The following is a 14079-nucleotide window of genomic DNA, read 5'->3' as shown; positions in this document are numbered from 1 at the left end:
TAATCGGCCTGTGTGGGCGGGTTTTTAATGTTTTGTGCTACTAAATGAGTGGGTATTATCACTTTGTGCTATTTAAACATTGCGTGCCGGTATTAAAAACCGGCACGCAATTATCACAGGGCTAAATCAACTCGCAAACTGACGGAACAGGGCTTTGCCCTTTAACAGCCGCGTGCCGAGCCAGCCTCCGCAAAGGGAAAGCAGCACCGCGCCGCACAGAGGCAGTATTAACCAAAGGCGCCAGTCAGGCTCCCACGGGAAGTCGAACACTTTTGTCTGCAACACCGCCAGCGCCGTCTCTGCGCCAATGGCCGCCACCAGACCGGCCACCAGCCCCAGCAGCGCAAACTCGCTCCAGAGCGTCATTCGCAGCAGCCGCTTACCGGCCCCCAGCGTGCGGTAGACCACCAGTTCCTGATGCCGCTGGCGCATGCCCACCTGCACCTGGGCCAGCAGTAGCAGCACGCCGCAGATTGTCACCAGCACCACCATCACCTCCAGCGCGCGGCTCACCTGCTCCAGCACCTGCCCCACCTGTTTCAGGATCGCGCCGATGTCCAGCAGGCTGACCGTCGGGAACTCCCGGTTCAGCTGGGTCAGCATGCCGTTGCCGTTTTCCCAGCGGAAGCTGGTGAGCCAGCTCTGCGGCTGACCGTCCAGCGCCCCCGGCGGGAAGATAAAGAAGAAGTTCGGCCGCAGGCTCTCCCAGTCTACCTTGCGCAGGCTGGTCACTTTGGCGCTGAAGTCCTGCGTATCGCCGGTAAACGTCACGCGATCCCCGAGCTTCACGTTCAGGCGCGTCGCCAGCCCCTCTTCCATCGACACCTCTCCCGCTTTCGGCGGCCAGGTGCCGGCGGTAATCGGGTTGTGATCCGGGCGTTTCTCCTGCCAGGTCAGGTTCAGCTCGCGGTTAAGCGACTCGTCCTTGCTCCCCTCCGTTGGCTGGCCGTTGATCTGCGTCAGCCGCGCGCGAACGATGGGATAGAACGACTCCGGAATAATATGATGCTCGGACAGGAAGCCCTTCAGCGGCGTGACCTGCTCAGGGGCGATATTGATCAGGAAATAGTTCGGGCTTTCCGGCGGCAGCTGCTGCTGCCAGCGGTCGAGCAGATCGCCGCGCAGCACCAGCAGCAGGGCCAGCAGCATAAACGACAGCGAAAAGGCCGAAAGCTGGCTCAGCGTAGACCAGGGCTGGTGCAGCAGGCGGTTGACCGCCAGGCGTACGGGCAGGGATTTTACCGTCAGTCGCTTCAGGACGTTGAGCAGTATCCAGCCCAGCACGCCGCACAGCAGCGCCAGCACAACCGCTCCGGCCAGCACCGCCCACAGCAGCGTGCTGCCCCCCATCAGCCAGGCCAGCAGCCCCACCGCCACCGCAATAATTACTGGAAGGTAGACCTTCAGCGGCCAGACGTTCGCCACCACATCGTTGCGGAGCACGCGCAGCGGCTGCGTAGCGAGCAGCAGACGGTAGGGCCGTAGCCCCACCAGCACCGAGATCACCGTCATCGCGCCCATCGCCCACAGCCACGGCCAGAGGCTGGCCGGCGGCAATGCGGCCGGGAGTACCGGCTTCAGCATCACCATCAGCAGCTTTTCAAACAGCAGCCCCATTATCCCGCCGGTCAGCGCGGACAGCATCAGCAGCATCAGCCACTGGCCGACAATCAGCTTGCGCAGCTGCGCCCTGCCCGCCCCCAGGGTTTTGAGGATCGCCACCAGGTCGTAGCGGCTGCGGCAGTAGTGCCCCATCGCCACGGCCACCGCCGCCACAGCGAGCAGCAGGGTTAACAGTGCCGACAGCAGCAGGAACTGCTGAGAACGTTCAAGAGATTTGCCGAGCGCCCCTTCGTCCTGCTCCAGCCCGTACCAGCGGTGCTCCGGCTTGAGCTGCGGCAGGAGCCATTTTTCATACGCATCAAGCTGGGCAGGCGTGCCGCCAAACTTATAGCGCCAGGTGACGCGGCTGCCCGGCTGTACCGCATGGGTTGCCGCAACATCCGCGGTGTTCATCAGCAGGCGTGGCGCAAGCTGGAAGGGGTTAAAGCCGGAATCGGGCTCCTGCACCACTTCCCCGGCGATTTTCAATGTCGCGTCACCCACGTCGATACTGTCGCCGGTTTTCAGATTCAGGAGCGCCATCAGCCGCGGGGCCAGCAGCACCGTGCCGGGCTCTGGCTTCAGCCCGGGCGGACTGGTCTGCAGTTCGCCGTACATCGGGTAGATATCATCGACGGCTTTAACGCTCGCCAGCTGCGGCGTGTCGCCCGCGAAGGTCATCGTCTGGAAGGTAATCTGTTCTCCCACCTTCAGCCCCAGCGTGCGCGCCTCGTCAATCCAGCCCGGCGAAACGGCGCGCGAGCTTTGCAGCGCCCGGTCTCCCGCCATAAACTCCCGGCTCTGCTGGCTGAGCCCTTTTTCCATCCGGTCACTGACGCTGCCGAGCGCCAGCACGCAGGCCACCGCCAGGCTTAACGCCAGCCAGACAATCAGCAGCGACGGCGAGCGCCACTCGCGCCAGAACCAGCGGGTAATCATGCCTCCTCCTGAAGAATACCGTTGACCAGCCGCAGGCGACGGTCGCAGCGGGCGGCGAGCTGCGGATCGTGGGTCACGAGGATCAGCGTGGTACCGTGCTCGCGGTTGAGCGAAAACAGCAGGTCGGCAATCCGGTCTCCGGTTTTACGGTCAAGGTTACCGGTGGGCTCATCGGCAAACAGCACTTCCGGGCGGCCGTTAAACGCCCGCGCCAGCGCCACGCGCTGCTGCTCACCGCCAGAAAGCTGCGCGGGAAGATGGTCGAGACGTTTACCCAGGCCGAGCTGTTCCAGCAGCGCCTTCGCGTGAGCGCGGCTTTCACGGCTATTTTCCCCGCGCAGAAGCGCCGGGAGTTCGACGTTTTCCAGCGCGTTCAGGGTCGGAATCAGCATAAAGGATTGAAAAACAAAACCAACGTGACGCGCGCGCAGCGCGGCCCGCGCCTCTTCATCAAGCTGATGCAGCGGTTGCCCAACCAGGTGGACTTCGCCGCTGCTGCCGTCGTCCAGACCGGCCAAAATTGCCAGCAGCGTAGACTTACCGGAACCGGACTCGCCAATCAGCGCGATGGTTTCAGCGCGTTTGACAACGAGTTCAACTCCAGTAAGGATGGAAAGCTCGTGTTCCCCCTGACCGACGGACTTCTTAAGATGATGAACTTCAACACTGTTTTCCGCTGGCATTTGCCCTTCCTGTTTTTGATTCTGATGACCTTCCGCGCGGCGGCAGCGGACACGTTACTGGTTCTCGGCGACAGCCTGAGCGCAGGCTATCGCATGGCGGCCAGCGCGGCCTGGCCCGCCCTGCTTAATGAAAAATGGCAGAGCAAGACGTCGGTTATCAACGCCAGCATCAGCGGCGATACCTCTCAGCAGGGTTTATCGCGCCTGCCTGCGCTGCTCAAACAGCATCAGCCGCGCTGGGTGCTGGTTGAGCTTGGCGGTAATGACGGCCTGCGCGGTTTCCAGCCTCAGCAAACGGAGCAAACGCTGCGCACCATTTTGCAGGACATCAGGGTGGCAAACGCTCAGCCGCTGCTGATGCAAATTCGCCTGCCCGCCAACTACGGTCGTCGGTATAATGAAGCCTTTAGCGCGATCTACCCTAAGCTTGCCAAAGAGTTTGATATTCCGCTGCTGCCATTTTTCATGGAAGAGGTCTATCTCAAACCCCAGTGGATGCAAGACGACGGCATCCACCCCAATCGCGATGCTCAGCCGTTTATTGCCGACTGGATGGCAACGCGGCTGGCTCCTTTAGTTAAACATGACTCCTGATTAAGCGGAGATCCTGACAGGTAAAGTTATGCAAAAATCGGTCTTAATTACAGGATGTTCCAGTGGAATCGGCCTTGAAAGCGCGCTTGAACTAAAGCGCCAGGGATTTCGGGTCCTGGCGGCCTGCCGCAAACCCGACGATGTCGAACGCATGAACGGGCTGGGCTTTACCGGCGTGCTGCTGGATGTGGACTCGCCGGAGAGCGTTGAGCGCGCCGCCGATGAGGTCATCGCGCTGACCGACAATCGTCTGTACGGGCTCTTTAACAATGCCGGTTACGGCGTGTATGGTCCGCTGGATACGCTCTCCCGCGAAACGCTGGAGAAGCAGTTTTCGACCAACTTCTTCGGCGTACATCAGCTCACCATGCGTCTGCTCCCCGCGATGCTGCCGCACGGTGAAGGGCGCATCGTGATGACATCGTCGGTGATGGGGCTGATATCAACCCCAGGACGCGGCGCCTACGCCGCCAGCAAATATGCGCTGGAGGCCTGGTCCGACGCCCTGCGCATGGAGCTGCGCCACAGCGGCATTAAGGTTAGCCTGATTGAACCCGGCCCGATCCGCACCCGCTTTACCGATAACGTGAACCAGACGCAGGCGGATAAACCGGTCGAGAACCCCGGCATTGCCGCACGATTTACCCTCGGGCCCGAAGCGGTTGTTGCCAAAGTGCGCCATGCTTTTGAGAGTGAACACCCTAAAATTCGCTATCCGGTCACGCTGGTCACCCACGCCGTAGGCTGGTTAAAACGCCTGCTGCCGGGCCGGATAATGGACAAAATTTTACACGGTTGAGTTGAAGCGACGTCGCGCATCCCCATGTAAAGAACAAACCGACAAAAGAGAAAGCCGCATGTCCGTACAGAATATCGTCAATATTACTGAAGCAAACCTGCAACAGACCCTTGAACAGTCGATGACCAAACCGGTGCTGTTCTACTTCTGGTCTGAACGCAGCCAACACTGTCTGCAGCTGACGCCGGTACTGGAAAGCCTTGCCGCCCAGTACAACGGTCAGTTCATTCTCGCTAAGCTGGACTGTGACGCAGAGCCAATGGTCGCGTCTCAGTTTGGCCTGCGCGCCATTCCCACCGTCTATCTGTTCCAGAACGGCCAGCCCGTTGACGGCTTCCAGGGGCCGCAGCCGGAAGAGGCAATCCGTGCCCTGCTGGACAAAGTGCTGCCGCGCGAAGAGGAGCTGAAAGCGCAGGAAGGCATGGCGCTGATGCAGGAAGGCAAATATGACGAGGCGCTGCCGCTGCTCAAAGAGGCGTGGCAGCTGTCGAATCAGAACAGCCAGATTGGCCTGCTGCTGGCGGAAACGCAGATCGCCCTGCACCGTTCAGAAGATGCGGAAGCCGTACTCAAGACCGTTCCGCTGCAGGACCAGGACACCCGTTACCAGGGCCTGGTCGCGCAGATTGAGCTGCTGAAGCAGGCCGCGGACACCCCGGAGATTCAGCAACTGCAGCAGCAGGTTGCCGAAAACCCGGCCGACGCCGCGCTGGCAAGCCAGCTGGCGCTGCAGCTGCACCAGGTGGGCCGCAACGAAGAGGCGCTGGAGCTGCTGTTTAGCCATTTGCAAAAGGACCTCGCTGCCGCAGACGGCCAGGCGCGCAAGATGTTCCAGGAGATCCTCGCCGCGCTGGGCACCGGCGACGCGCTGGCGTCGAAGTACCGTCGTCAGCTGTACGCGTTGCTCTACTAACAAAAAAATGCCCGGTGGCGCTAACGCTTACCGGGCCTACAAAAGACGGTTTATTCCGACTTTTTCAACTGCGTCACCACCAGCTGGTGGCGCGCGTTGTAGAACTTCCGGTAGGTCAGGTAGCAGGCAATGATGGTTGACAGGCTTGCCGTGGAGAGCAGCATAAACGTCACCATGATCTGATACTTAATCGCTTTTACCGGATCGATACCCGCAAAAATCAGCCCCGACATCATGCCCGGCAGGCTTACCAGCCCAACCGTTTTGGCTGAATCTACCGTTGGGATCAGCGATGAACGAATGCTTTCACGAATCAGCCGCGCCGAGGCCACTTTTGGCGTGGCCCCCAGGCTTAGTTTCTCCTGCAGCTGCTGCTGTTCGCTGCTGAAACGCTGGCCAAGGTTGTTATAACAGAGCCCAACGGCCACCATGGCGTTCCCCGCAATCATCCCGGAGATAGGGATAACCTGCATCGGCGTAAATTCAATCGAGCCGGAGAGCACCAGCACCGCCAGCGTAAGCGCCGTCCCGGTGGTAATCGCGATAAACGATGAGATAAACGCCTTATCAATGTATTTACTGCGTTTTTGCGCATTCCACGCCGCGTTAAAGCAGATAAAGAGCACCATCAGCAGCGTCAGGACCGCGTGGTTGACGTTGAAAATGTACTTCAGCACATAGCCGACGATGATGAGCTGAATCACCGCGCGGCAGATACTCCACACAATATCTTTTTCCAGCCCTAGCTTTTCCCGGTAGCTGACCACAATCGCAATCAGCACCAGCACCATCGAAAACGCCAGGGATTCGTTGGTAATATTATGCTCACCCACGGTTTGCCTCCTGCATTTTTCCGCCGTGCGGCTGAAGCGTAATCACGTCATCCGCATGGGTTATTTCGCTGGCGTCGTGCGTCACCCACAACACGGCAATATTCTGCTCGCGGACGTAACGATGAATAATCTCGTTAACGTTGCGTTTGTTGGCGTCATCGAGCGCGCTGGTAATTTCATCCAGCAGCAACACCTTGGGTAAAAACTGCAGGTTGCGGATCAGCGAGACGCGCTGCTTTTCTCCGCCCGACAGCGCATTAATGGATTTGGTTAACGTCTCCTCCGAAAGGCCAAAGCGAGTCAGATCGCGGGTGAATTTTTCCGGCTCCGGCGTTTTTTGACGGATTTGCCACGGAAATATCAGGTTGTCATAAACCGTATCGCCAAAAAGCGCGGGGGTTTGCACACAATAGGAAACCTGCTGGCGATAGCTTTCCGGTGAAAGTGACGCAATATCCTGGCCTTCAAACAGAATGGTGCCCTCTGTGGGGCTGAGCAAGGAGGCCACAATCTTGAGCAGCGTGCTTTTACCGCAGCCTGAAGGGCCCGTTATTAATTTAAACTCGCCCGGCGACAGGCAAAACTCGACGTGCTGAAGGATGGTGTTTTCCCCGACACGAAATCCGACATCCCTGAGATGTATTAAGTTTTTTTTATCGTTCATTGCGCTTCCGTTAACCGCTTTTTGTCATAACCGCCTGTAGCATAATCCTTTCGTGCGCACAGAGCGAATAGCCTCACGCTAAAGCAAGTGTTAAACTTTTTGTTTGTCATTTGTCACCACCATCACTACAGGAAGTATGCAGCATGGCACACATCTTTTATGAGTTCCCTTCCCTGAAGCCTGGTGTTCCTGATGTCGAAACATTAATGGAAGTCATCAAATCTTCGGAACTCACGCGTTTTGTCATTGGTGCAGAGGTGGTCGATTTTGTTAAGAAGGCGCTCATCGTGAACACCACGATCGGCAGTTTCAAAAATTGCTATTTCGCCTTCGACAACGGGACACACTTCCTTGAATTTGACGGCAAAGGAAAATCAAAGCGTTTTACTGAGGTACCCGACTGGTTCGTCTCTCCGGCTGAATTTTCTCGCACCCAGTGGCTTATCAACCACGACCTTGCGGATGTGAAAGCGACCCAATTCATTGACGTTCTGATGTCCTACCCGCTGAAAGCCCGCCGCGCGCATTGCAATTTGCTATTTGGGCTGGAGCTGGAAAAAGTGAACGCGGTACCGGCCACGGCGTCTGCGGCAGGTAAAATCGGCAATAAAAACGGTAAAACCACCAAGCCCCGCGTTACCGACCTGGGATCGTTTGAGCTGTTCAGCCAGTTCTTTGCGCGCATGAAAACCGCCGTGATGGCCGATGAGTTCCCCACCCTGCAGGTCCTGACGGGAATGGATAACCTGGCAAAAGCGCCGCACAGCTTAAAGCAGGGTATCCGAACGTGGTTCAAAGCCATCGCCGGCGACCTTCCCCCCAACAACAAGCGCGTTGAGGCGGGGAATGCCGTACTGTTCTGCGCCCCCATTCGCGAACAGATCCAGCATATCGAAGCGCTGGGGCTGGAGAATTACTACCTGGGATTATCCAAAGCCATCGCGAAGGCGGGTGATGGATTCATCTCTGACTTTACCTATACTTACGAGCAATAAACACACACTTTCACTCGTCACAGCATGCAAAACAGGAGGTTTTTATGCTTATCGTTATTCCCGTCCTTATTTTCGTTGCGCTGGTTATCGTGGGCGCAGGCGTCAAAATTGTCCCACAGGGCTATCAGTGGACCGTCGAGCGTTTCGGCCGCTATACCAATACGCTCCAGCCTGGCCTAAGCCTTATTGTTCCGTTCATGGACAGAATCGGCCGTAAGATCAATATGATGGAACAGGTGCTGGATATTCCTTCTCAGGAAGTGATCTCGAAGGATAACGCCAACGTCACCATTGACGCCGTCTGCTTTATTCAGGTGATTGACGCGCCGAAAGCGGCCTATGAGGTGAGCAACCTGGAGCTGGCGATCGTCAACCTGACGATGACCAACATCCGTACCGTGCTGGGCTCGATGGAGCTGGACGAGATGCTTTCCCAGCGCGACAGCATCAATACCCGCCTGCTGCATATTGTCGATGAGGCAACGAACCCGTGGGGGATCAAGGTCACCCGTATTGAAATCCGCGACGTGCGCCCGCCGGCGGAGCTGATTGCCTCCATGAACGCGCAGATGAAGGCCGAGCGAACCAAGCGCGCCTACATTCTGGAAGCCGAAGGGGTGCGTCAGGCTGAGATCCTCAAAGCGGAAGGGGAAAAACAGTCGCAGATCCTGAAAGCGGAAGGCGATCGTCAGTCCGCGTTTTTGCAGGCGGAAGCGCGTGAACGTTCAGCCGAGGCGGAAGCCCGCGCCACCCAGATGGTGTCTGAGGCGATTGCCGCCGGTGATATCCAGGCCGTGAACTACTTTGTCGCGCAAAAATATACCGACGCGCTGAAAGAGATCGGCTCCGCGAACAACAGCAAAGTGGTGATGATGCCGCTGGAGGCCAGCAGCCTGATGGGCTCTATCGCCGGTATTGCCGAGCTTATCAAAGACAGCGGAAACGAGCGTAAAAAATGATTGAGCTCATCGTCGCACATCCTCACGCTTTCTGGCTAAGCCTCGGGGGTTTACTGCTGGCCGCTGAGATGCTGGGCGGCAATGGCTACCTGCTCTGGAGCGGTGTCGCCGCGGTCATTACCGGGCTGCTCGTGTGGATTTTGCCGCTTGACTGGGCGTGGCAGGGCGCGTTGTTTGCCGTGCTGACGCTGGTGGCCGCGTGGCTGTGGTGGCGCTGGCTTAACCGACGGGTTAGCGAGCAGAAGCCGGTGGACGCGCATCTCAACCAGCGCGGACAGCAGATTGTCGGCCAGCGGTTTACGCTCGACGCCGCGCTGGTAAACGGACGGGGACATATGCGCGTGGGCGACAGCTCTTGGCCGGTGGTCGCCGACGACGACCTCAGCGCCGGAACGCGGGTTGAGGTCATTGCGGTGGAAGGCATTACCCTGCGGGTTAAAGCCTGCTAAGCAGAAGCCTTACGATGACAGCAGCCGGCAAGATTATCGATAATCGGGCAGTCGGCGCTGTCATCCCCCGGACAGGATTCCGCGAGCTGTAGCAGCTGTTTGCGCATCGCCTGCAGCTCGGTGATATGGCGTTCAATCTCGGCCACTTTTTCCAGGGTGCGTTTTTTCACGTCTGCACTGTGACGCTTCGGATCGTTGAACAGGTTAACCAGCTCGCCGCACTCTTCCAGATTAAAACCGACCTGTCTTGCCTGGCGCAGCAGCGTCAGTTCATCCAGATGCAGCTGCGTGTAGCTGCGGTAGCCGTTTTCACTGCGCAGCGGCGGCGTCACCAGCCCCTTCTCTTCATAAAAGCGAATCGCTTTGCTGGTTAAACCGGTTTTTTTTGCCACATCGCTAATATTCACATTTCCCCCTTGACCTTCCCCTTGATGGAAGGTTTAACCTTCATAACAGTTAGTGAAAAGCGTTACTCCGGTCAACAACTGACCAAAATATTATACGGGAGTTTTGTTATGTCTCACACTATTGACCTGACGCTGGACGGCCTTTCCTGCGGCCACTGCGTCAAACGCGTTAAAGAAAGTCTGGAACAGCGTCCTGATGTTGAAAGCGCTGAAGTGAGTATCGATCGTGCCGCCGTCACCGGCAGCGCCAGCGCGGATGCGCTGATTGATACCATCAAGCAGGCCGGCTACGGGGCGGCGCTAAGCCACCCAAAGGCTAAACCGCTGGCAGAGTCATCATCCCCGTCGGAAGCGCTGACAGCGGCCACTCCTGAGCTTCCGGCAGCTGATGATATTGATGACAGCCAACAGCTGCTGATCAACGGCATGAGCTGCGCCAGCTGCGTCTCCCGGGTACAAAACGCCTTGCAGGCGGTACCGGGCGTCGCGCAGGCACGGGTCAACCTCGCGGAGCGCACTGCGCTGGTGATGGGCAGCGCCTCCGCAGCAGAATTAGTACAGGCCGTTGAAAAAGCGGGCTACGGGGCGGAGGCCATCGAAGATGACGCCGAACGCCGCGAGCGCCAGCAGGAAACGGCTATCGCCACCATGAAGCGCTTCCGCTGGCAGGCGATTGTCGCCCTGCTGGTAGGTATTCCGGTGATGGTGTGGGGGATGATCGGTGACAACATGATGGTCACCGACGACAACCGCACGCTGTGGCTGGTGATTGGCGTCATTACCCTGGGCGTGATGATCTTCGCGGGCGGTCATTTCTATACCAGCGCCTGGAAGAGCCTGAAAAACCGCACCGCGACGATGGATACGCTGGTCGCCCTCGGCACGGGTGCGGCATGGCTGTACTCCATGAGCGTGAACGTCTGGCCCCAGTGGTTCCCGATGGAAGCGCGACATCTCTATTATGAAGCGAGCGCCATGATTATCGGCCTGATCAACTTAGGCCATATGCTGGAAGCCCGCGCCCGCCAGCGCTCCTCGAAAGCGCTGGAAAGATTGCTCGATTTAACCCCGCCAACCGCGCGCGTGGTCACGGACGCAGGGGAAAAGAGCGTTCCGCTGGCCGAGGTTCAGCCCGGCATGACGCTGCGCCTGACCACGGGCGATCGCGTTCCCGTTGACGGTCAGATAACGCAGGGCGAAGCCTGGCTGGATGAAGCGATGCTGACCGGCGAGCCCATTCCCCAGCAGAAATCAGACGGCGACGCCGTTCATGCAGGAACGGTGGTACAGGACGGCAGCGTGCTGTTCACCGCCAGCGCCGTCGGCAGCCACACTACGCTGTCGCGCATTATTCGCATGGTACGCCAGGCGCAGAGCAGCAAGCCGGAAATTGGCCAGCTCGCTGACAGAATTTCCGCCATTTTTGTGCCGGTGGTGGTCGCCATTGCCCTGCTGAGCGCGGCGATCTGGTACGTTTTCGGCCCCGCCCCGCAGATTGTTTATACCCTGGTGATCGCCACCACGGTGCTGATCATCGCCTGTCCGTGCGCCCTGGGCCTCGCGACGCCGATGTCGATTATCTCCGGCGTAGGCCGCGCGGCCGAGTTTGGCGTGCTGGTGCGGGACGCGGACGCGCTGCAGCGGGCCAGCACGCTCGACACGCTGGTGTTTGATAAAACCGGCACGCTGACCGAAGGCAAACCGCAGGTGGTGGCCGTCACGACCGCAGGCATTGCCGAAGCGGACGCGCTGCGGCTTGCCGCCGCGCTGGAGCAAGGCTCAAGCCATCCGCTGGCGCGCGCCATCCTTGATAAAGCACATGATACTGCCCTGCCGCAGGTCAGCAGCTTCCGTACACGGCGCGGGCTCGGCGTCAGCGGTGAGGCAGAAGGCCACGCGCTGCTGCTGGGCAACCAGGCATTGCTTAATGAAAACGGTATTGATACCTCCGCGCTGGAGAGCGAGCTGAAAGCGCAGGCGTCGCAGGGCGCCACGCCGGTTCTCCTTGCGGTAGATGGCAAAGCCGCCGCGCTGCTGGCCGTTCGCGATCCGCTGCGCCAGGACAGCGTGGATGCCCTGGCGCGTCTGCACCGCGCGGGCTATCGCCTGGTGATGCTGACCGGGGATAACCCGACCACCGCCAACGCCATCGCGAAAGAAGCCGGAATTGATGAGGTCATTGCGGGCGTACTGCCGGACGGTAAAGCAGACGCTATCAAGAAACTGCAAAGTCAGGGTCGTCAGGTGGCGATGGTCGGCGACGGCATCAACGATGCCCCGGCGCTGGCCCAGGCGGACGTGGGGATTGCCATGGGCGGCGGGAGCGACGTGGCCATTGAAACCGCCGCCATTACGCTGATGCGCCACAGCCTGATGGGCGTTGCCGACGCGCTGGCCATTTCGAAAGCCACGTTGCGCAACATGAAGCAGAACCTGCTGGGGGCGTTTATCTATAACTCGCTCGGTATCCCGATTGCTGCCGGCATTTTGTGGCCGCTGACCGGCACGCTGCTTAACCCGGTGGTCGCGGGCGCGGCGATGGCGCTCTCCTCCATCACCGTAGTGAGCAACGCCAACCGGCTGCTGCGCTTTAAACCGAAAGATTGAACCTTGTACTCGTACGCGCTAGCATGAACCTTTCCATTCATGGAGCGCGTATGGGTCTGTTTAATCGTATAAAAACATCGTTTCGCGCCCTCTTTCCTCGCCGTTACGCCTGGCCGGGCCTGGATATTTCCCTCCCCGGCGGGCAACACCTGCACCTGGTGGGAAGCATTCATATGGGCACGCAGGATATGTCACCCCTGCCGCCCGCGCTGGTTAAACTGCTGAAACGCGCCGATGCGCTGGTCGTTGAGGCGGACATTTCGGGCCATGAGTCGCCGTTTGCCGGGCTGGAGAGCGATCTCACGCTGGCGGAACGCCTGGATGAAACCCAGCTTGCGGAACTGACGCGCGTCGCCGATGAAACGGGCGTCTCGCTCTCCATGATTGACACCCTGCCGCTCTGGCAAATCGCGATGGTGCTGCAGGCTACGCAGGCACAGCGTCTGGGCCTGCGCGGTGATTACGGCATTGATTACCAGCTGCTGAACGTGGCAAGGGCACGCCGTCTGCCCATCATCGAGCTGGAAGGGACGGACAGCCAGATTGCGCTTCTGCGGCAGCTTCCCGACGACGGCCTAATGCTGCTGGACGATACGCTGACTCACTGGCACACCAACGCGCGCCTGCTGCAGACCATGATCGGCTGGTGGCTGGATGCGCCGCCTGCGGACGGTAAGCTGACCTTGCCGTCGACGTTCAGCGAATCGTTATATGATGTGCTGATGAACGCGCGCAACAAAGCCTGGCGGGAGACGCTGCATGCTCTGCCTGCGGGGCATTACGTGGTGGCGGTTGGGGCGTTACATTTGTACGGAGAAGGGAACTTGCCGTCGTTGCTGAAATAAAAAAATGGCCAATATTTCTATTGGCCCGTCAAAGAGGAATTTCATCGTTTTTATTATGCCGAAGGAGACCTTCGGTTGAGCCGATTGTCGCTCAAAGTGACCATCACTGCCAATACTATTGCGCAAGATGGTGCTATTTTTTAGACAAACGTCAGGCGTATGCTGTTGGCATGATTTGTCTGTCGTAAGAAGGATAGCTATGACTCCCGCCGTTAAATTACTCGAAAAAAACAACATTTCCTTCCGGATCCACACGTACGATCACGATCCGAATGAAACCAACTTTGGCGATGAAGTGGTGCGCAAGCTGGGCCTGAACGCGGACCAGGTTTATAAAACGCTGCTGGTTGCGGTAAATGGCGACATGAAACACCTCGCCGTCGCGGTCACTCCGGTGGCGGGACAGCTGGATCTGAAGAAAGTCGCCAAAGCCCTGGGGGCGAAGAAGGTGGATATGGCCGATCCGATGGTTGCGCAACGCACCACGGGCTACCTGGTGGGCGGGATCAGCCCGCTCGGGCAGAAAAAACGCCTGCCGACGCTGATTGATTCCCCTTCACAGGAGTTTGAAACCATCTTTATATCCGGCGGCAAACGCGGGCTGGATATTGAACTGGCCGCGGGCGATCTGGCGAAAATGCTGGACGCGAAGTTTGCGGATATTGCCCGCCGGGAGTAAAAGAAAAAGCCGGGTGGCGGCTGCGAGGTAAAAGCAAAACGGTAACAGGCGTTACCGTTTTTTGTGTTCGCGCCCTCTCCCGGTGGGCTGAGGGTTCCCCACAAAATAATG

Annotated in this window: 14 protein-coding genes; 9 read left to right on the top strand and 5 right to left on the bottom strand. The window is 58.7% G+C overall.

What is annotated here, in order from left to right; genetic code table 11:
- Nucleotides 1-126 precede the first annotated feature (126 nt).
- The gene (gene ybbP / locus M2433_RS05780; RefSeq protein WP_429053597.1) at nucleotides 127-2541 is read right to left on the bottom strand and encodes a putative ABC transporter permease subunit YbbP; all 2415 of its coding nucleotides are present in this window, start codon (nucleotides 2539-2541) and stop codon (nucleotides 127-129) included.
- Nucleotides 2538-3224, bottom strand: coding sequence for a putative ABC transporter ATP-binding protein YbbA (ybbA, locus tag M2433_RS05775; protein ID WP_023617272.1), 687 nt, complete (start codon nucleotides 3222-3224; stop codon nucleotides 2538-2540). Before ybbA ends, ybbP begins: the two co-directional genes overlap by 4 nt.
- On the opposite strand from ybbA, the gene tesA reads away from it, so the two are divergent.
- From tesA to M2433_RS05760, 3 genes are read left to right on the top strand one after another with little or no spacing between them, the layout of a single operon-like run.
- Nucleotides 3195-3818 (top strand): multifunctional acyl-CoA thioesterase I/protease I/lysophospholipase L1, encoded by a 624-nt coding sequence (gene tesA / locus M2433_RS05770; RefSeq protein WP_429053818.1) that lies wholly within the window; start codon nucleotides 3195-3197, stop codon nucleotides 3816-3818. The genes ybbA and tesA overlap by 30 nt on opposite strands.
- Nucleotides 3819-3846: 28 nt before the next feature.
- Complete coding sequence (locus M2433_RS05765; RefSeq protein WP_429053598.1) at nucleotides 3847-4617, top strand: SDR family oxidoreductase; 771 nt, start codon at nucleotides 3847-3849, stop codon at nucleotides 4615-4617.
- A 58-nt stretch (nucleotides 4618-4675) separates the two neighbouring features.
- Nucleotides 4676-5530 (top strand): co-chaperone YbbN, encoded by an 855-nt coding sequence (locus M2433_RS05760; protein ID WP_063955349.1) that lies wholly within the window; start codon nucleotides 4676-4678, stop codon nucleotides 5528-5530.
- Between the two features lie 50 nt (nucleotides 5531-5580).
- On the opposite strand, the gene fetB is transcribed toward M2433_RS05760, so the two are convergent.
- Nucleotides 5581-6363 carry an iron efflux ABC transporter permease subunit FetB gene (fetB, locus tag M2433_RS05755; protein WP_059311183.1) on the bottom strand — a complete coding sequence of 261 codons (783 nt, stop codon included), beginning with the start codon at nucleotides 6361-6363 and terminating at the stop codon, nucleotides 5581-5583.
- The gene (gene fetA / locus M2433_RS05750) at nucleotides 6356-7027 is read right to left on the bottom strand and encodes an iron efflux ABC transporter ATP-binding subunit FetA (protein WP_059311184.1); all 672 of its coding nucleotides are present in this window, start codon (nucleotides 7025-7027) and stop codon (nucleotides 6356-6358) included. Before fetA ends, fetB begins: the two co-directional genes overlap by 8 nt.
- 143 nt (nucleotides 7028-7170) lie before the next feature.
- Between fetA and M2433_RS05745 the strand changes: the two genes are divergently transcribed.
- Genes M2433_RS05745 through M2433_RS05735 form a run of 3 tightly spaced genes read left to right on the top strand, consistent with a single transcriptional unit; the run spans nucleotide 7171 to nucleotide 9430 of the window.
- Nucleotides 7171-8022 (top strand): hypothetical protein, encoded by an 852-nt coding sequence (locus M2433_RS05745; RefSeq protein ID WP_429053600.1) that lies wholly within the window; start codon nucleotides 7171-7173, stop codon nucleotides 8020-8022.
- A gap of 44 nt (nucleotides 8023-8066) precedes the next feature.
- A complete protein-coding gene (locus M2433_RS05740; protein ID WP_047347235.1) occupies nucleotides 8067-8981 on the top strand; it encodes an SPFH domain-containing protein in 915 nt (304 codons plus the stop codon).
- Entirely contained in the window at nucleotides 8978-9430 is a 453-nt protein-coding gene (locus M2433_RS05735; RefSeq protein ID WP_063429295.1) for an NfeD family protein, read from the top strand. The genes M2433_RS05740 and M2433_RS05735 overlap by 4 nt, the downstream gene beginning before the upstream one ends.
- Here the strand turns inward: M2433_RS05735 and cueR are convergent.
- Nucleotides 9427-9837: a Cu(I)-responsive transcriptional regulator gene (cueR, locus tag M2433_RS05730; RefSeq protein ID WP_063429293.1), complete on the bottom strand. Its 411-nt coding sequence runs from the start codon at nucleotides 9835-9837 to the stop codon at nucleotides 9427-9429. The two genes, M2433_RS05735 and cueR, sit on opposite strands and share 4 nt — an antisense overlap.
- Nucleotides 9838-9945: 108 nt before the next feature.
- On the opposite strand from cueR, the gene copA reads away from it, so the two are divergent.
- The 3 genes from copA to ybaK all read left to right on the top strand — a co-directional run bounded on the left by copA (nucleotide 9946) and on the right by ybaK (nucleotide 13968).
- Nucleotides 9946-12444, top strand: a complete 2499-nt coding sequence (copA, locus tag M2433_RS05725) for a copper-exporting P-type ATPase CopA (RefSeq protein ID WP_429053602.1) — start codon at nucleotides 9946-9948, stop codon at nucleotides 12442-12444.
- A gap of 50 nt (nucleotides 12445-12494) precedes the next feature.
- Nucleotides 12495-13289: a TraB/GumN family protein gene (locus tag M2433_RS05720; RefSeq protein ID WP_429053604.1), complete on the top strand. Its 795-nt coding sequence runs from the start codon at nucleotides 12495-12497 to the stop codon at nucleotides 13287-13289.
- 199 nt (nucleotides 13290-13488) lie between these two features.
- Nucleotides 13489-13968: a Cys-tRNA(Pro)/Cys-tRNA(Cys) deacylase YbaK gene (gene ybaK, locus M2433_RS05715; RefSeq protein ID WP_429053605.1), complete on the top strand. Its 480-nt coding sequence runs from the start codon at nucleotides 13489-13491 to the stop codon at nucleotides 13966-13968.
- Nucleotides 13969-14079: the final 111 nt, after the last annotated feature.

It is taken from the genome of Enterobacter sp. AC1 (assembly GCF_050434705.1).
GTDB classification, from domain to species: Bacteria; Pseudomonadota; Gammaproteobacteria; order Enterobacterales; family Enterobacteriaceae; genus Enterobacter; species Enterobacter cloacae_L.
This window is presented reverse-complemented; position numbering and strand designations above follow the sequence as displayed.

Coding starts and splice junctions, on each gene's coding strand:
- M2433_RS05735 (WP_063429295.1), top strand. CDS start 8,978: ATGATTGAGCTCATCGTCGCACATCCTCACGCTTTCTGGCTAAGCCTC.
- ybaK (WP_429053605.1), top strand. CDS start 13,489: ATGACTCCCGCCGTTAAATTACTCGAAAAAAACAACATTTCCTTCCGG.
- M2433_RS05760 (WP_063955349.1), top strand. CDS start 4,676: ATGTCCGTACAGAATATCGTCAATATTACTGAAGCAAACCTGCAACAG.
- ybbP (WP_429053597.1), bottom strand. CDS start 2,541: ATGATTACCCGCTGGTTCTGGCGCGAGTGGCGCTCGCCGTCGCTGCTG.
- ybbA (WP_023617272.1), bottom strand. CDS start 3,224: ATGCCAGCGGAAAACAGTGTTGAAGTTCATCATCTTAAGAAGTCCGTC.
- M2433_RS05720 (WP_429053604.1), top strand. CDS start 12,495: ATGGGTCTGTTTAATCGTATAAAAACATCGTTTCGCGCCCTCTTTCCT.
- tesA (WP_429053818.1), top strand. CDS start 3,195: ATGAACTTCAACACTGTTTTCCGCTGGCATTTGCCCTTCCTGTTTTTG.
- M2433_RS05745 (WP_429053600.1), top strand. CDS start 7,171: ATGGCACACATCTTTTATGAGTTCCCTTCCCTGAAGCCTGGTGTTCCT.
- fetA (WP_059311184.1), bottom strand. CDS start 7,027: ATGAACGATAAAAAAAACTTAATACATCTCAGGGATGTCGGATTTCGT.
- M2433_RS05740 (WP_047347235.1), top strand. CDS start 8,067: ATGCTTATCGTTATTCCCGTCCTTATTTTCGTTGCGCTGGTTATCGTG.
- copA (WP_429053602.1), top strand. CDS start 9,946: ATGTCTCACACTATTGACCTGACGCTGGACGGCCTTTCCTGCGGCCAC.
- M2433_RS05765 (WP_429053598.1), top strand. CDS start 3,847: ATGCAAAAATCGGTCTTAATTACAGGATGTTCCAGTGGAATCGGCCTT.